This is a genomic window from Herbaspirillum sp. Her2 (assembly GCF_057961375.1).
In genome coordinates this window covers 1,454,814-1,470,841 of the sequence record NZ_CM176331.1, presented here as the reverse complement: position 1 = coordinate 1,470,841, position 16,028 = coordinate 1,454,814, and the positions used below count along the sequence as shown (strand labels likewise).

Annotated in this window: 14 protein-coding genes; 5 read left to right on the top strand and 9 right to left on the bottom strand. The window is 63.7% G+C overall.

Annotated elements, in window-relative coordinates:
- Window positions 1-9: 9 nt before the first annotated feature.
- The 3 genes from ACWHXP_RS06725 to mltG are packed head-to-tail and all read right to left on the bottom strand — an operon-like array spanning window position 10 to window position 2,693.
- Window positions 10-1,047, bottom strand: a complete 1,038-nt coding sequence (locus ACWHXP_RS06725; protein WP_489634185.1) for a DNA polymerase III subunit delta' — start codon at window positions 1,045-1,047, stop codon at window positions 10-12.
- Window positions 1,048-1,057: 10 nt separating this feature from the next.
- On the bottom strand, window positions 1,058-1,666 hold the full coding sequence (tmk, locus tag ACWHXP_RS06720; protein WP_489634186.1) for a dTMP kinase: 609 nt from the start codon (window positions 1,664-1,666) through the stop codon (window positions 1,058-1,060).
- A gap of 46 nt (window positions 1,667-1,712) precedes the next feature.
- The gene (mltG, locus tag ACWHXP_RS06715; RefSeq protein WP_039787874.1) at window positions 1,713-2,693 is read right to left on the bottom strand and encodes an endolytic transglycosylase MltG; all 981 of its coding nucleotides are present in this window, start codon (window positions 2,691-2,693) and stop codon (window positions 1,713-1,715) included.
- A 145-nt stretch (window positions 2,694-2,838) separates the two neighbouring features.
- Here mltG and ygfZ point away from each other — a divergent pair, with 145 nt between their 5' ends.
- From ygfZ to ACWHXP_RS06700, 3 genes are read left to right on the top strand one after another with little or no spacing between them, the layout of a single operon-like run.
- Window positions 2,839-3,903, top strand: a complete 1,065-nt coding sequence (ygfZ, locus tag ACWHXP_RS06710) for a CAF17-like 4Fe-4S cluster assembly/insertion protein YgfZ (RefSeq protein WP_121041465.1) — start codon at window positions 2,839-2,841, stop codon at window positions 3,901-3,903.
- 44 nt (window positions 3,904-3,947) lie between these two features.
- A complete protein-coding gene (locus tag ACWHXP_RS06705; protein WP_489623013.1) occupies window positions 3,948-4,247 on the top strand; it encodes a DUF4936 family protein in 300 nt (99 codons plus the stop codon).
- A complete protein-coding gene (locus tag ACWHXP_RS06700; RefSeq protein WP_489623014.1) occupies window positions 4,238-5,086 on the top strand; it encodes an NRDE family protein in 849 nt (282 codons plus the stop codon). The genes ACWHXP_RS06705 and ACWHXP_RS06700 overlap by 10 nt, the downstream gene beginning before the upstream one ends.
- A 227-nt stretch (window positions 5,087-5,313) precedes the next feature.
- Here ACWHXP_RS06700 and ACWHXP_RS06695 read toward each other — a convergent pair whose 3' ends face one another.
- From ACWHXP_RS06695 to ACWHXP_RS06670, 6 genes are all read right to left on the bottom strand, one after another.
- Window positions 5,314-6,201, bottom strand: coding sequence for a glycerophosphodiester phosphodiesterase family protein (locus ACWHXP_RS06695; protein ID WP_134135800.1), 888 nt, complete (start codon window positions 6,199-6,201; stop codon window positions 5,314-5,316).
- A 114-nt stretch (window positions 6,202-6,315) separates the two neighbouring features.
- A complete protein-coding gene (locus ACWHXP_RS06690; RefSeq protein ID WP_489634187.1) occupies window positions 6,316-8,406 on the bottom strand; it encodes a phosphocholine-specific phospholipase C in 2,091 nt (696 codons plus the stop codon).
- A 32-nt stretch (window positions 8,407-8,438) separates the two neighbouring features.
- Window positions 8,439-9,149 carry an energy transducer TonB gene (locus ACWHXP_RS06685; RefSeq protein ID WP_489634188.1) on the bottom strand — a complete coding sequence of 237 codons (711 nt, stop codon included), beginning with the start codon at window positions 9,147-9,149 and terminating at the stop codon, window positions 8,439-8,441.
- Between the two features lie 19 nt (window positions 9,150-9,168).
- The gene (locus ACWHXP_RS06680) at window positions 9,169-9,567 is read right to left on the bottom strand and encodes an ExbD/TolR family protein (RefSeq protein WP_134222592.1); all 399 of its coding nucleotides are present in this window, start codon (window positions 9,565-9,567) and stop codon (window positions 9,169-9,171) included.
- Window positions 9,564-10,289 carry a MotA/TolQ/ExbB proton channel family protein gene (locus tag ACWHXP_RS06675; protein WP_039787888.1) on the bottom strand — a complete coding sequence of 242 codons (726 nt, stop codon included), beginning with the start codon at window positions 10,287-10,289 and terminating at the stop codon, window positions 9,564-9,566. Before ACWHXP_RS06675 ends, ACWHXP_RS06680 begins: the two co-directional genes overlap by 4 nt.
- 52 nt (window positions 10,290-10,341) lie before the next feature.
- Window positions 10,342-13,143, bottom strand: coding sequence for a TonB-dependent receptor (locus tag ACWHXP_RS06670; RefSeq protein WP_489634189.1), 2,802 nt, complete (start codon window positions 13,141-13,143; stop codon window positions 10,342-10,344).
- A 419-nt stretch (window positions 13,144-13,562) separates the two neighbouring features.
- Between ACWHXP_RS06670 and ACWHXP_RS06665 the strand changes: the two genes are divergently transcribed.
- Both ACWHXP_RS06665 and ACWHXP_RS06660 read left to right on the top strand, forming a co-directional pair.
- A complete protein-coding gene (locus tag ACWHXP_RS06665; RefSeq protein ID WP_121041483.1) occupies window positions 13,563-14,672 on the top strand; it encodes a LacI family DNA-binding transcriptional regulator in 1,110 nt (369 codons plus the stop codon).
- Between the two features lie 56 nt (window positions 14,673-14,728).
- Window positions 14,729-16,024, top strand: a complete 1,296-nt coding sequence (locus tag ACWHXP_RS06660; protein ID WP_489634190.1) for an extracellular solute-binding protein — start codon at window positions 14,729-14,731, stop codon at window positions 16,022-16,024.
- The last annotated feature ends 4 nt before the right edge of the window (window positions 16,025-16,028 follow it).

The window sequence follows — 16,028 nt, the reverse complement described above, 5'->3', positions numbered from 1 at the left end:
GACGCGGCGTCAATCGAACAAGCGCGCGTAATCGATCAGCATTTCCTCAATGAACAGCTTGGCCGACAAGGGATGATCCGCAATGGCGCGGCGATCGCCCATGCCGCGCAAGGCCTTGGACACGGCCAGCGCATCGACCCGTTCGGCCAGACGCCCCAGTTCCTTGCCATACCGCGGGTAGTAGCGCACCACCCCGGCCGACTTCAGCGACAGCAAATCATACAGCCAGCGCTGTACCCAGCCGACCAGGTCGGCGGCCGGCGTTTTCTGCAGTTTGTCGGCAGCGCGCAAGGCGCCGTCCACGCCGGGCTGGGCCAGGTGGCGCAGCAATTCATCCAGGGCATCACGGCCCTCGCCCTGGGCGGCTTCCAGCGCGGCCAGCGGTGCCCCGCCCTGCTCGGCCAGCCAGGCATCGGCATCCTTGACGCCCTGCTGCTTGAGCCAGGCCAGCGCTCCGTCATGGCCGGGTGCGGTCAGGGCGAACTTGCGGCATCGCGACAGAATGGTCGGCAGCAGGCGGTCCAGGCGATTGGACAGCAGCAGGAACATGGTGCCCGGCGGCGGTTCTTCCAGCGTCTTGAGGAGCGCATTGGCGGCCGCCGTGTTGAGCGCTTCGGCCGGATACAGCATCACCACCCGCAAGCCCGAGCGGTGGGTGGAAACGTTCATGAAATCGGCCAGCGCACGGATCTGGTCGATCTTGATGTCCTTGGAGGGGGCCTTGCTGGCCTTGGCGGTTTTCTTTTCTTCACCTGCCTCGTCTTCGGCGGTCTCATCGTCCAGTACTTCAGGGCGCACGCGCCGGTAGTCAGGATGATTGGATTGCGAGAACCAGTTGCAGGAGGCACATACGCCGCAGGCATGGGCCTCTGGCGTGGGCGATTCGCACAGCAGGGACTTGGCGAAGGCTTCGACGAACTGCGTCTTGCCGGTGCCGGCCGCGCCATAGAACAGCAGCGCATGCGGCAGGCGTTCACGCAGCTGCTGCAACTGGCGCCAACTCTCGCCCTGCCAGGGCAGCAATATCTCGGAAACGGTCACGGACATGCAGCCTCCCTCACAGCTTTGCCACAATGGCGCGCAGTTCTTCCTGGATCACCGGGATGGGACGCGTGGAATCGATCAGGCGGAAACGCTGCGGGAACTGCGCGGCGCGGCGCAGGTATTCGGCGCGGGTGTTGGCGAAGAAATCGGCCTTTTCCTGCTCGAACTTGTCCAGCGTGCGTTCGGCATCCAGCCGCGCCCGCGCCACTTCCAGCGGCACATCGAAGAGCAGCGTCAGATCCGGTTGCAGATGGGGATGGACCCACTGTTCGAGGCTGTCCAGCTTGTCCAGCGCCAGCTTGCGGCCGCCGCCCTGGTAGGCGAAGGTGGCATCGGTAAAACGATCCGAGATGACCCAGTCGCCGCGCGCCAGGGCCGGCTCGATGACCTGGGCCAGATGCTCGCGGCGCGAGGCGAACATCAGCAGGGCTTCGGTTTCCAGATGCATCTTGTGATGCAGGACCAGCTCGCGCAGGCGTTCGCCCAGGTCGGTGCCGCCGGGTTCACGGGTGGCGACCACAGTCATGCCGCGCTCGCGCAGCAGCTGGGTCACGAAAGGAATGTGGGTCGACTTGCCAGCGCCGTCGATGCCTTCGAAGGTGATGAATTTGCCTGATGCCATGAAGGTATCGCTACTCAATGAATAAAACGGTAAAAGGAAGACCGGCTCAACGCTGGTAGCGGTTCACGGCCTGGTTGTGTTCGTTCAGGTTGCTGGAGAAATGGCTGGTGCCATCCCCGCGCGCCACGAAGTATAAGGCCTCGGTCTTGTCCGGGTTCAAGGCGGCCGCCAACGAAGCGGCGCCGGGCAAGGCAATCGGCGTGGGCGGCAGACCGGCGCGCGTGTAGGTGTTGTACGGGGTGTCGGTGAGCAGGTCGACTTTGCGGATCTTGCCCTGGTAACGGTCGCCCATGCCATAAATCACGGTCGGATCGGTCTGCAGCAGCATGCCGGTGCGCAGGCGATTGACGAAAACCCCGGCCACCATGCCGCGCTCCGATTTCTGCCCGGTCTCCTTCTCGACGATGGAAGCCATGGTCAGCGCCTCATAAGGCGTACGGTAAGGCAGCGACAGGTCGCGCCGCGCCCAGGCTTCGTTGAGCTTCTTGCTCATGAGGGCGAAGGCCTGTTTGTAGACCTGCATATCGCTGGCCCCCTTGGCGAAGAGGTAGGTATCGGGAAAGAACAGTCCTTCCGGATAGGTGTATTCGTTGGTCAGCTTGGCCAGGATCTGCTGGTCGGTCCAGGTGGCGGTATCGTGCTTGAGAGCGGGCTGGTCGGCGATGGCTTTGCGCATCTGCTTGAAGGTCCAGCCTTCGATGACGGTCAGCGCTTCCTGGGCAAATTCCCCGCGCACCAGTTGCAGCAGCAGGCGCTGCGGCGTGTAGCCGGGCTTGATTTCATAGCTGCCGGCCTTGATCCGGCCGCCTTCGCCGGACAGGCGCGCATACAGCGCAAACAGGTCCGGATTGACCGGCACCCCGGCCGCGGCAATCTGCTGGGCAGCGCCGTTGACGCCTGCGCCCGGCGTGATGGTGAAGGCAATCACTTGTCCGTTCGGCTCCACGATGGGCTGCTTGGACCAATAGACGCCTGCCCCCGCCACCAAGGCTGCCAGCACCAGCAATGTCACAAATAACTTCTTCATACCAGAGGCGAAATCCTTGTTGCTCCGACGCGATTTTTCGGAGATCACTATAATCGAGGCATCAATGATAATCGCTGGCACGACAGTTGCCTAATTTGCCGGACCGACCGACCCGGCAAGACGTAATCCGTAAAAGATTTCCTTTATGACAGACATGACTTCTTCGCCCTCCGGCTGGCGTGACTTTCTGGCGCAACAAGGCGCCCAGTTCGACGCCGAGAGTGGCGACATCACGGGCTTTGGCCCGACCGCCCCGGCACCGCAAAGCCTGGAAAGCTTCATGGCCCCGCTCACCAGCCTGGGCCTGATCACAGCCACCGGCGAGGACGCCGCCAGCTTCCTGCATGGGCAGCTCACCAATGATGTGCAACAGCTCGACAGCAGTGCGGCCCGCCTGGCCGGCTATTGCTCGCCCAAGGGCCGTCTGCTGGCGACTTTCCTGATGTGGCGCGACGAGCAGGCCATCTGGCTGCAACTGCCGCGCAGCCTGCAGCCCGCGATCCAGAAGCGTTTGCAGATGTTCGTGATGCGTGCCAAGGCAAAACTGGCCGATGCCAGTGCCGAACGTGCCGTGCTTGGCCTGGTCGGCCCGGCCACGGCCAATGCCCTTGCTGAATGGTTTCCGGTCTTGCCGGCGGCCCCCTACGCCAAGATCGACAACAGCCACGGCACCCTGATCCGCCTGGCCGATGCCGCCGGCAGCCCGCGCTACCAGTGGATCGCGCCGGTCGACATCCTCACCGCCGCCTGGCCCAAGCTGGCCCAGCATCTGACCCCGACGGCCAGCCTGGCCTGGCGGCTGTCGGAGATCCGTGCGGGCGTGCCTGGGATCGTGCAAGCCACGCAGGAGCAGTTTGTACCGCAGATGATCAATTTCGAACTGATCGGCGGCGTCAACTTCAAGAAGGGCTGCTATCCCGGCCAGGAAATCGTGGCGCGCAGCCAGTACCTGGGCAAGCTCAAGCGCCGTACCATGCTGGCCACCATTGCCAGCGCCGAGGCACGCGCCGGGCAAGAAGTCTTCGCTGCCGCCGATCCGGGGCAGCCCTGCGGCATGGTGGTCAACGCCGAAGCGCTGGATGCGGAGCACGCACTGGCTTTGGTGGAAATGAAACTGGCCGCTGCCGAGGATGCCGTGCATCTTGGTGCCGCCGATGGCCCGGCCCTGCATTTCCACGCCCTTCCCTATGAGCTGGCCGATCCGCAATAAGCGGCGCGCCGCCTGAGCCACACCGCAGCCATAGGGACGCATCCATGGATCTCTACATTTACTATCGGGTCGACAGTGCGAACGCGACTACCCTGTTCGGCAAGATCAAAGGCGTGCAAGCCATGCTGCAAGCGCGCCTGGGCATCGCCGGCGCGCTCAAGCGTCGTCCCGGCGAACAAGACGGCCTGCAGACCTGGATGGAAATCTACCAGGGCATCCTGCCCGCTTCCGCTGAGGACTTCACCCGGACCCTGGACCGCGCGCTGGCAGATTCCGGCGCAGCGGCGCTCATCAGCGGCGAACGCCACGTCGAGCACTTCGAGGATGTCGCGCCATGTGCCTGATCATCTTCGCCTGGAAAGTGATCCCCGGCATGCCGCTGATCCTGGCGGCCAACCGGGACGAGTTCTATGCCCGCCCCGCCGCCGATGCCGGCTGGTGGAACGACCATCCCCACATTTACGCCGGGCGCGATCTGCAAGGCGGCGGTACCTGGCTGGGCGTGACCCGGGACGGACGTTTTGCGGCGCTCACCAATGTGCGCGCACCTTCGGAGCGACGGGCCGATGCGCCCACACGCGGGCAACTGGTGGCCGACTATCTGGCCGGAGACCTTGATCCGCAAGCCTACTTGCGCCAGATCGAACCGCAAGCGCAACGCTACAACGGCTTCAACCTGCTGCTGGGCAACCGGGAAACGATGGTGTGGTATTCCAACCGGGGGCAGGAGGATCCGCGCAACGGACAGCCTTTGGAGTATGGCGTCTACGGCGTTTCCAACGCCTTGCTCGACACTCCCTGGCCCAAGCTCACCCGTGCCAAAGCCCAGTTCGCCAGCCTGCTGTGCCAAGGCGCGCCGGAAGAGACCTTCTTCGAGATGCTCACCGATGGCACTCGCGCCAATGATTGCCGCTTGCCCGATACCGGGGTGGGGCTGGAGAAGGAGCGCATGCTCTCGCCCATCTTCATTCGCTCTCCGGACTACGGTACCCGCTGCTCGACGGTGATGCGCGTGCCCATCGTCGGTGAGCCGGTGCTGACCGAGCACGTGGTCGATCCTATGGCGATGCAATATAGTGCCGAGCCGGCCACGGACAAGGCTTGCAAGATTCCGTGCAAACCACGTGTGCAGGAAGCTTCACCAGAAGACGGGCTGCAGGGTGAAACCACACGCCCGGCGTGATGATTCGGCTTCACATGAGCCCATCGAGAAATAAGCAAATCGAATATCTGATATACGAAAGATAAATTGGCTGAATTTGGTGCGGAGCAGTAAAGTTGCACCTGTCTCCTCCAATTTCCTCCTAAAGAATTGGATTGAAGCCCACACCGCAAGGTCGTGGGCTTTTTTTTCGTCCATACCTGGCGATACCGGTCCAACGGGATTGCTCCCGCCGCCCGGTGCCGCTCTCAACGCAACTTCTTGCGCTTCAACCACGCCAGCAATCGCTGCGGTTCATCGGTCTGGATAATGCTCACCCCGCTGGCGATGAGCTTGCCCCACACTTGCTCGGGATGAACCACCGCCACCGTATCGAGGTAAGGTCCGGCCAGATCCATGGGCCGGCCGCTGTCGATGTCGATCGCCATGGTGTTGACCAGCAGGCGTACCGGCCTGCGCCCGATCGCCTGAACTGCCTCGCCGACTACGGCGGGATCACGGAAAATGATCTGCAACACCGTCGGCTCCTGTCGGGCCATGGTTTGCAATTGCCCGCTGCGCGCTGACGCTCCGGTCTTTTCATCGAAATACAGCGTCTGCACGGCAATGCCCAGCGAACGGGCCCAGGCCACCTGCTGCGCATCGACACCTGCATTGATGTTCAGCAGCACGTCGCGCGCGGTATCCGTCTCCAGGATCGCCGCCACCATCGGCCCGATGTCCGCCGCCTTCACATCCAGATTGAGCAGGATGCGCCCGCGCGCCGCAGCCAACGCTTCTTGCAGCGTAGGCACCCGGCGCGCGGTCAGGGACGCGCCTTTGCCACCGCCGCGCGCATACAGCCGCAGGGCCTGAATCTCGGCCAGCGTAAGGTCGGCCACCGCGCCATGTCCGTTGGTCGTGCGATCCACGGTCTCATCGTGCATCAGCACCAACGCGCCATCGCGCGTGGTGCGGACATCGATTTCTCCGATATCGATGCCCTCGGCGATGCAGCGACGGATGCCATCGAGCGAATTCTCCGAGGTTTCAGTCCAGCAGCTGCGGTGCGAGGACACCAGCACCGGGCCGGTCGCGGTGGTCAGCGCCGACTGACGCCAGGCAAGGGGTGCTGCTTGTGCGAGAGCTTGATCCATGAGCAGGCAAAAGGTACAGGTGAGGAGAAAACGGCCAAGAGAATGCATGAAAACTTCCTGGTAGATGAATGAATGTAAAAATGGGCTGTCCTGAAATGACCCATGAAGAAATGACTAGGTGACGAAAAAGGACGGACGCCCGGTCTCCACATGGCCCGCCAGGCGGCGCGCAAAACCCGGCCTGTCCTCGCTCTGAACCAGCAGGTCGTACCAGTGGTGACTGTTTTGCAGCGGCCATCGCAGCGTGGCCGACTGCCCCGGTGCCAGCGCAGCCGTACGCGCAGGCTGCCCGTAGGCCTGATCCCGCAGCACCAGGCGCACGGCTTGCGCACCCGGATTGGTCAAGGCCAGTACCAGCTCGCCACGCTCGCCATCATGGCGCACCTGCACTACCGGCCCGGCATCGCCGCCAGCGTCCAGGCTGCCTCGCAGCTCGCGCAGGAAACCGTTGGGGCCGTACACCTTCAGGTCGTAGACGCCCGCCGGCCCGACGCCGCGCCATTGCGCCGTCAGTGCCTTGCCCGGCTGTACGGTGAAGGTCTGGTAGCGTTCGCTCTCCTGACGGGCATACACCTGATAGACCACACCCGCCTTGCCGGGGTTGAGGAACTCCAGCTGCAGAGCGCCCCCTTGTGGCAGCGGCCGGTCATCCACCGCCAGCACATACGGCAAGGCCCGCGCCGGCCGCATGCCGCGCTCCTGCTGCGGCATCATCGGACTGGCAGGCGCAACGGGTGCGGGCAGGCGGGCCTGCGCATCCGACAGCGCGCGATAGGCCGAGGTGTCGGGCAAGACCGGACTGGCCACGTCGCGGCGACTGAAATCGAAGGCCGAGGTCAGATCCCCGCACACCGCGCGCCGCCATGGGCTGATGTTGGGTTCGTGCACATCGAAGATCTGCTCCAGGAAACGGATGACCGAGGTATGGTCGAACACTTCCGAGCACACATAGCCGCCCTTGGACCAGGGCGAGATCACCATCATCGGCACCCGCGCCCCCAGCCCGGCGGGCAGGTCATCGGCCGGGTTGACGTAGTCGCCCAGCCGATGGAATTCGCCGCTGACCTCTACCGTGGACTGCCCCTGCCCCGCATGCAGCGGCGGCGTGGGCGGTGCCACGTGGTCGAAGAAGCCATCGTTCTCGTCGTAGTTCACCAGCAGTACGGTGCTGCTCCACAGCGCCGGATTGGCGGTGAGGATGTCCAGCACCTGGCTGATGTAATGCGCGCCGTAGCCGGGAGTGCGGTCGGGATGCTCGCAACTGAGCTTGGGCGGCATCAGCCAGGATACCTGCGGTAGCGTGCCGCCGTTGACATCTCGCGCCAGGTCGGCCAGCGTGAACTTGCTGCAGGCCTTCTGCCACAACGGCGAATCGGGCGCGGCATTCTGGTACTGCGTGAAAAAATACTGCAGCACGTTGAAGTCGCTCGGATAGTCGCCGTGGTCCTTGTGCAGGTCATCGGTCCCCTGATACACCTTCCACGACACGCCATGCTGCTCCAGCCGCTCCGGATAGGTGGTCCAGCGGAAGCTGTCGGCACCGTTGCGGCGCTCGCCCGGCACCCCGGACCAGCTGCCGGTACGCGGCTGGAAGGTCATGGGTCCACCTGCCCTGCCCTGCAGGTCGATGCCGCCGCTCATCATGTGAAAGCGATTGGGATTGGTCGACCCCAGCACCGAGCAGTGATAGGCATCGCAAATGGTGAAGGCATCGGCCAGCGCGTAGTGGAAAGGCAGGTCTTCGCGCGTGAAGTAGGCCATGGTCACGGTGTCCTTCTTGGCCTCGATCCACTTGTCATAGTCGCCGCGGTTCCAGGCCGCGTGCTGATCCTTCCAGGCATGCGGCAGATTGCCGCCGGCGCGCCCGGCACTGGTGGTGGCCATCTCCATGCGATACGGCAGCACCAGCCGGCCCTGCGGATCGCGCTGGTGGAACACCGGACTGCCGTCCGGCAAGGGACGCGGGATAGGATCAGCGAAGCCGCGCACGCCCTTCAAGCAGCCGAAATAATGATCGAAGGACCGGTTCTCCTGCATCAGGATCACCACGTGTTTCACATCCTTGATGGTGCCGGTCGGTGACGAGGGGGCCACTGCCAGCGCCTTGCGGATGCTGGCTGGCAAGGCCGTCAGTGCCAGCGCCGCGCTGCCGGTGCGGGCAGCACTCTTGAGGAAATGGCGGCGGCCGGGGGATTTTCTGTTCATCGGCGAATCTCGCAATCTTCGTATTGTTACGCTCAGTTCAGACTGAAGCGCAGTTCGACCTCACCCAGCACCGGCTCATCGGTACGTGAGAACTTCCATTGCATCAACGCCTTGGTCGCGGCCTGGTCGAACAGCTTGGGCGGCTGCGCGCGCACGATCTGCACGGCGCTGACCGAGCCATCCTTCTCGATGGTCAGGTGGGCCACCACCACACCTTCGGTATTGCTGGCCAGGGCTTTGGGCGGGTAGTCCGGCTCAACCCGCTTCAGCGGCACCAGACCGCGCCGTACCTCGCCGGGCAGGGCCTTGGGCGCAGGCGCCGCCGGTGCCGGCGGCGTACTGGGCGCAGCGGCAGCAGGGGCAGGCTGACTGGGAGACACCGGGGCCGGCGCCTCCTGAGACGGCGCGCTCGGTGCGGGCACCACCGGAGCCGGCTTCGGCGTGGGCGCTGGCTTGGGCGGGACCGGTTTGGGCGGCGGCCTGGGCGTCGGAGGTACCGGTGTCGGCGGTGTGGGCGCAGGCAACGGCGGTGCCTCGGCAATGCTCACCAGCTTCATCACCTTGACCGGTTCGGGTGGAGGTTCGGGCACCTGTGCCTTGGGCCAGGCCAGCAGCACGATGGCGCACTCGACCGCCACCGCCACGCCGACCGCCAGCGGCCAGCGCAGGGCGCTGCCGGCGGGTACGGCGGGTGGCTGATCCTGCCAGGAAGATGACGGCGCGGCGGACCGCGGCAGGGTCATGGAATGACGCATATCCACCTCAATGCTTGGCCGCAATGCCGATGTCTTCGACCCCGGCAGCGCGGGCCACATCCATCACGTGCAGCAGGTTTTCCAGCGATACATCCTTGTCGCCCGCCACCAGCACTTCCAGCTTGGCGGTCCGGGCGCGCTCTTTCAGTTGGTCAACCAGCGCATCATGCTCGACCGGCTTGCCTTCGAAGAACATGGCCCCCGTCTTGTCCACCACGATGGTGAGCGACTTGCTGGGCAGCGTGGCGGCACTGGCGGCTTGCGGAACGTTGATCTTGAGTCCGCTCACATCGATCATCTTGAGCATCGTCACCATGAAGAAAATGAGCAGGAACATCATGATGTCGATCATCGGGATGATCTCGATATGCGGCTCATCCGACTGCAGGTAGCGGGTGCGGCTCATGATGCGGCTCCGGCATAGACGACCTCGGCGGCGCGCTTGATGACGGGCTTGCCCTGCCCGGCGGCTGGCGACTCTCCGGCCTGACGCACCACGATGGATTCTTCCAGCAGACAGTGCTGCTTGATGAAGACCAGTTTGATCAGATCCAGCTCCAGCAGCGCCAGGCGCACTCGCTTGGAGAAGTAACTATTGGCCGCCACCCCGGCGATGGCCACCAGCAAGCCGCAGCCCGTGGCCAGCAAGGAGTGGCCGATCCCGTTGGTGACCGCCCCGCTGCTGCTGCCGGCGGTGCCCAGCACGTTGAAGGATTCGGTGATGCCGATGATGGTACCGAGCAGGCCGATCAGCGGGCCCAGCGTAATGGCCGCACCCAGCAGCCACAGTGCGCGGTCCAGTTCGGGCATGGTCCGTACGATGGCCTCGTCGATGTAACGATCCATGGCCTCGCCCGAGGCCAGTGCACGCGACTCCACGGCCGCATGCAGGGTCGGGCCGAAGACCGTGTTGCGATAGCGCTGGGCGATCTCCTGCAAGGCGGCGTCGCTGCGGTGATCGGCGCGCAGCAGCGCCTGGTCGATCTGCTTGCCCGACGGCAGGCAGCGGGCAAAGAAGATGAAGCGCTCGACCGAGACGGCCAGCACGACCAGCAGCAACAGGGCCAGGACGGGAATGATGCCCATCGATTGGCGGCTCAGTTCCAGGAGTTGTTCAAGATTGGACATGGCGTTTCCTTACAGGGGGAGGTACAAAGGGTGAGTCAAACGAAACAGGGCATCACAGGTTCTTGGGGCTGTAGTTCACCCCGAGCCAGATCATCCGGCCCATGGAGAAGGTGTCCTTGAGCTGGTCCTTGTTGGGACCAGTGACGCTGGTCACCGGCGAATTGGTCAGGTTGGCCACCTCGGCAAAGGCGCGCCAGCCACCGCCCAGGTCGTAACGGGCCTGCAGGTCGATCTGCTTGCGGGCCTGCCAGTAGACATCCTGGCTGGGCAGGCTGGCGTCGACCAGGCGCAGGCTGCGGCCGGTCCAGTTGTAGGCGGCCGAAAGATCCAGCTTCTGGTAGTTGTAGAACACGGTAAGGTTGCGGATCTGGTCGGGCTGGTTGACCAGGTTCTGGATGGTGCGCGTACCGCCACTGCTGGTGGCGGCGTTGAGCCGGCCGTCCAGGAAACTCAGGTTGGCGCTGAAGCCCAGGCCTTGCAGGGCCGGGCTGATCCAGCCCAGCGAACTCTGCACGTAACTCAGTTCCACGCCGTTGATACGCGAGCTGGAGGCATTGACCGGCTGGGTGATCGAGGCCGCACGGGTCGCGCCGTTGTAGAACAGAGTGCCCTGGCTGGAAAGGGTGTAGATCTCGTTCTTGATCTTCTTGTTGAACACCGCCAGCGACACCAGGCTGGAATTGGGCAGGTACCACTCGGCCGATGCATCGAGATTGGTCGATTCGCGCGGCTTGATGTCCGGATTGCCCTGGGTCACGGTGACCGAGCCATCGGTGTTCTGGCTGATCGTGGTGTTGGGTGCATAGGCATCGTAGTTGGGACGGCCAATGGTCTGGCTCGCCGCCAGCTTCAGCTTGACGGCATCGGTGGCGCTGAAGACCAGCGACGCCGCCGGCAGCAGATAGTTGTAGCTGGAATCCTTGGTCTGCGACACCCAGGTGGTGCTGCCATTGCTGACGTTGCGCACGTTACCGGTGGTGGAAAGATTCGTATTGTCCTGGCGCAGGCCGAACAATGCGCTCCAGCGATCGGTCCGGTAGGACCCCATCGCATACAGCGCGGCGGTCTGTTCACTGTGCGAGTAATTGCTCTGCAGGCTGTTGACGCTGTTGGCGCTGCTGGCGGCGATCTGTCCCTGGTTGGCCGCGAACTGCTGCCAGGCCTGGGCACCGTTGACCAGGATGAAGGGCAAGCCGCCGCTGTAGGGCATGATGGTGCCGGATACCGAACCATTGCCGGCCAGCGTCAGCCCGCCCGAGGTCGGGAAGTACTGGTTGTTGACGTAGTCATAGCTGTGCTCCAGGCGGCGATAATCGACGCCCACGCCGGCACCCAGGCCGCGGGCATCCTGATCCATGTTCCAGCGGTAATCCAGCTTCACGTCGCCGACCTGATCATCGATGCTGACCATCTCCTTGCGCCAGTAATAAGCCTGCCAGTTGTTCAGGTTGGTGAAGTTGGAAGGATTGTTCAGTGCGACCGAAGGCTCGAAACCGGAGGTGTTGTAGCTCATGGCCAGCGCATTGGTACCGCTCAGGACCGGTGCCGATCCCCCCCCCGGATAGGAGAAATTGGCGAAGATGTACTTGGCCAGCTCGCGCGGCTCGCGGTGCTGGGCTTGCGAGTAGGAAGAACGCAGCGAGAGCACTTGGCTGTCGTCCAGCTTCCAGTCCAGACCGCCCTGCAGGGCCGATGTGGTGCGCTTGATGGTGGAGGCAGCATAGCCGGCTTCGGCCTCGCCGCGCGCGAACTGCCCGCTGGTGGCGGTCTGGTTCAGGACCGGATTGTTGCCGGTGCTGCGGCTGTCGTCGATGAAGGTTTCATTGCGCAGGATGTGGGTGGAATCGCTGTTGTAGCCAAAACCCAGGAAGCCGTAGACATCCGGGGTGAAGCGCCCTTCCAGCTTGGCATTGAAGCCGCTGGTCTCGCTGTTCTTGAGGTGCTGCCAATACTTGAACTGCTGCGGCACCGGGAAACCGTTGCCGGTGTTGGGCCCACCGGATGCCGCCGGATTGGCGATGCTGCCGTTGGCGTTGTAATAGTTGTAGAAGATGTTGTCGGTGGTCATGTGACCGATCGAAACCGTATTTTCCTTCTCGAAATTGGCCGAGATCACGTAGCCGAAGCGATTGTCCGGACCAAAGGTGTTGCTGAAGGTGACATCCGACTTCTTGGCCAGACCCTCCGCGCCCGAAGCGACCTTGCCGCTGCCGCCGGCGTGGCCGAGGGCACCGGTGGCGCTGAACATGGGTTTGCCGCCGTTATCGAAGGCGCTGCGGCTGACGATGTTGACCGAGCCGCCGACCGCATTGGGATCCATGTCGGGAGTCCAGGTCTTGAAGACCTGCACTTCCTTGACCATCGAGGCCGGCAGCATGTTGGTACGGGCGCTGCGGGTGGTCTGGTCGACCGAGGCCAGCGGCGCACCGTTGATGGTGACGTTGTTGTAGCTGCCATCGAGACCGCGAATGGCGATGAACTGGGCCTTGTCACGACCGTTCACATTATCCTGGTTGAAACTGACCGATACGCCAGCCACGCGCTTGACCACATCGGTCACCGTGGAATCCGGCAGACGCTCCACCTGCTCGCGGGTCACGCTGTCCATCACACGCTCTTCCACCTGCTTGCCGGCCACTGCTGCACTGGTCTGGCTGCGCTTGCGCGTGACCACCACGCTGTCAAGGCGCTTGACGCTCCCATCCTGGGCTGCCGGCACGCCATCGGCCTGGGCCGTGGTAGCGGGCGGGGCGGCGTCATCGGCTGCCCGCGCCAGCAGCGGCAGCACCGACAGCATCGCCAGGCTCATCAAAGACAAACGTCGGTACTGCGGACTTCCACTGCGGTAAGACATGGTATTCCCCTGAAAAACAAGTCATGGCGAGAAGGCGTGCGCATCCGGATCAGCCACGGCGGCGGGATGCGAAGCGGGCTATCATTTATAGAACGTTCTAATTTCAGAAAGAAAAAAATGGCAGTCTTTACAATAAGCCCCTGCCATTATTCTTTTTTAGCAACTTTATTTCAGTTGCTTTACATTAGAACGTTCCAATAGACTCGTATTTTCTCGAAGATTTGTGACCTCGTGATTACATCCGATGCCCTTGTCGCAAAAACATTTTTGGCGGAGAGCCGGTCCGGTTGTGCATGGCGTCATATATGATTGCGCAGCGCGGCACGCTCTTGCGCCGCCGCAACCCGACGCCGACCTGACATGACTTGCCTGCTCCGCTCCTCCCCGTCCTCGCTGCGCTTGCGCCAACCGCTCCGTTCATGAGTCGCCTCACCATCAAGGATGTCGCCAAGGCGGCCGGTGTCAGTTTCCAGACCGTCTCGCTGGTGCTGAACCACCCGGAGAAAGTCGCCCCGAGGACGCGCGAGCTGGTGCAAGCGGCCATCGATTCGCTCAATTTCATCCCCAACGTGGCCGCCCGCTCGCTGCGCAACATTTCCACGCGCACGCTGGCCTGCGTGATGTTCAATGGTTCGTCCTACGACGAACGCTCCGAGCGCACCCAGGACACCCACTACCACAACGTGGTGCAGACCCTCACCCGCGCAGCCGATCGCGCCGGCTATACGCTCCTGCAACGCAATCTGATGCGCGAAGACGAAGCCTCGCTGGTCTATGTGCGCGACCTGTTCCTGGCCGGACGCATCGACGGCATGATTGCAATGGTCAATCGCGCCGGCAATCCGGTGGTGAATGAATTGCATCGGCTGGGCTACCCCTGCGTGGTCTATGGCATGGCCGACCCGGCTTGTCACCACGTCGTGCAATCGGACCGGCAGGCCGGGCTGGCCGTGGTCGAACACCTCTATCGCACCGGCTGCCGCCGCATCGCCCTGGTGACCGGGCCGCACAAGGATCATGAACAGGGAAAATCGCGCGAGGACGGCGTACCGACTTCCAGCGAAGCGCGCTATTTCGGTTATCTCGACGGACTGGAAAAGTGCGGCCTGACGCCGCGCCCGGAATGGATAGTGACCGGAGACTGGTCGCTGGAAAGCGGCTATCGCGCGGCCGCCCAGCTCTGTCACCAGTCCGAGCGTCCGGACGCCATCTTCCTCGGCAATGACCGCATGGCGCTGGGCGCGCTCAAGGCGCTCTACGACCTTGGCGTGAAGGTGCCGCAAGAGATCAGCGTGGTGGGCTTCGACAACATGCGCTATGCCGACTTCAGCATCCCGTCCCTCACCAGCGTGGACGCGCCCATGCTGGAGATGTGCGAGTTTGCCGTGAAGCTGCTGCTGGAACGCATCGAGCTGCGCCAGGAGCAACGCAACCAGTCCGGTGATGCGGCCGCCGCCCAGGCGGCCCTGGTGCAGAAGATGTTCTCGACGCACCTGGTGATCCGCGACAGTACCCGCCCGGTGATGTGAAACATCCTGCACGTCAAGGCCGCGCAGGCTGCCGCCTCTCCCTCTTACGGCACGGCATGGCATTGCTGCTGGTCCTGGCGGCGGCGCGCGCGCAGTCGGCCAGCTTCGAATTCTGGAGCAGTCACAGCGGTCCCATGGCGCAGGCCGTGCGGCAACTATGCGCCGACTTCAATGCCGCCCAAAAGCAGCATCAGGTACGTTGTGTCACGCCCGGCTCCTATGAGCAGACCATGCAGAAGACCATCGCCGCCTATCGCGCCGCGCAACAACCTGCGCTGGTGGAAATCTACGATGTCGGCACGCTGGACATGATGCTGAGCGGAGCCATCGTGCCGGTCCACCAGTTGATGGCCGCGCATGGCTACCACGTGGACTGGCAGGATTACCTGCCCGCGATCCGCAGCTATTACACCGATGCCAAGGGGCAGTTTGATTCCCTGCCCTTCAATGTCTCCACCGCTGTTCTGTACCTGAACACTGCCAGGCTGCAGCAGGCCGGCATCAACACCCTGCCCGCCACCTGGAGTGAACTGGAGCAGGCCGCACGGCAGTTGCGCGCGGCTGGCCAGACCTGTCCGCTGGTGAGCGACTTCAATCCCTGGATCCTGCTGGAGCAGGTCAGCACCATCGAGGGCGCACCGCTGGCCGACCAAGACAACGGCCACCGGAGCCTGGCCACCCACTATCTGTTCGACCAGGGACTGCATCTGCGCTTCATGCAGCAGGTACAGCGCTGGCATCAACAGCATCTGCTGGTGGAAGCCGCCGCCACCCGCACCGGGCGTCATACCCTGGCCTTCACTACCGGGGAATGCGCCATGCTGCTCGACTCCACCAGCGCCTGGCATGCCGTGGCGCGCAGCGGCCTGCCCGGACTGGCAGTACTGCCGCTGCCGGTGCATGCCGGGAGCGCGCGCCACAACAGCGTACCCGGCGGCGCCTCGCTGTGGGTGATGAAGGGATTTGACGACCAGGTCTATGCGGCCGTGGCGGCCTTCATCGCTTATCTGCAGCAACCGCAGAACCAGCGTCTGCTGGTGCGGCAGACCGGTTATCTGCCCGTTACCCGCCAGGTGGCAGCCCAGATCATGGACGACGCGGGGCACTATCCGGCGTCGGTGGTGGCGGGCATTCATTCGCTGGATGCGAACGCTGGCCAGCCAGGAGTCGGACCGCGCCTGGGCTTCTTCCCGCAGCTGCGGCTGGCCTGGACCGAGCAGGTGCAGACCGCACTGGCCGGCCAGCAGGACATGGCGAGTGCCCTGGCCAAGGCGCGCCGCCGGGGGGATGCCTTGCTGCAGCGTTTCCGCCTCACCTATGCCCCCGCCGATTCCCCTGCACCGCGGCGCTAGCACA

Excerpts from the sequence above, each read along its gene's own strand:
- ygfZ (WP_121041465.1), top strand. The coding sequence starts at position 2,839 with ATGACAGACATGACTTCTTCGCCCTCCGGCTGGCGTGACTTTCTGGCG.
- ACWHXP_RS06665 (WP_121041483.1), top strand. The coding sequence starts at position 13,563 with ATGAGTCGCCTCACCATCAAGGATGTCGCCAAGGCGGCCGGTGTCAGT.
- ACWHXP_RS06695 (WP_134135800.1), bottom strand. The coding sequence starts at position 6,201 with ATGGATCAAGCTCTCGCACAAGCAGCACCCCTTGCCTGGCGTCAGTCG.
- ACWHXP_RS06680 (WP_134222592.1), bottom strand. The coding sequence starts at position 9,567 with ATGAGCCGCACCCGCTACCTGCAGTCGGATGAGCCGCATATCGAGATC.
- ACWHXP_RS06660 (WP_489634190.1), top strand. The coding sequence starts at position 14,729 with ATGGCATTGCTGCTGGTCCTGGCGGCGGCGCGCGCGCAGTCGGCCAGC.
- ACWHXP_RS06675 (WP_039787888.1), bottom strand. The coding sequence starts at position 10,289 with ATGTCCAATCTTGAACAACTCCTGGAACTGAGCCGCCAATCGATGGGC.
- ACWHXP_RS06700 (WP_489623014.1), top strand. The coding sequence starts at position 4,238 with ATGTGCCTGATCATCTTCGCCTGGAAAGTGATCCCCGGCATGCCGCTG.
- ACWHXP_RS06670 (WP_489634189.1), bottom strand. The coding sequence starts at position 13,143 with ATGTCTTACCGCAGTGGAAGTCCGCAGTACCGACGTTTGTCTTTGATG.
- mltG (WP_039787874.1), bottom strand. The coding sequence starts at position 2,693 with ATGAAGAAGTTATTTGTGACATTGCTGGTGCTGGCAGCCTTGGTGGCG.
- tmk (WP_489634186.1), bottom strand. The coding sequence starts at position 1,666 with ATGGCATCAGGCAAATTCATCACCTTCGAAGGCATCGACGGCGCTGGC.
- ACWHXP_RS06725 (WP_489634185.1), bottom strand. The coding sequence starts at position 1,047 with ATGTCCGTGACCGTTTCCGAGATATTGCTGCCCTGGCAGGGCGAGAGT.
- ACWHXP_RS06685 (WP_489634188.1), bottom strand. The coding sequence starts at position 9,149 with ATGACCCTGCCGCGGTCCGCCGCGCCGTCATCTTCCTGGCAGGATCAG.
- ACWHXP_RS06705 (WP_489623013.1), top strand. The coding sequence starts at position 3,948 with ATGGATCTCTACATTTACTATCGGGTCGACAGTGCGAACGCGACTACC.
- ACWHXP_RS06690 (WP_489634187.1), bottom strand. The coding sequence starts at position 8,406 with ATGAACAGAAAATCCCCCGGCCGCCGCCATTTCCTCAAGAGTGCTGCC.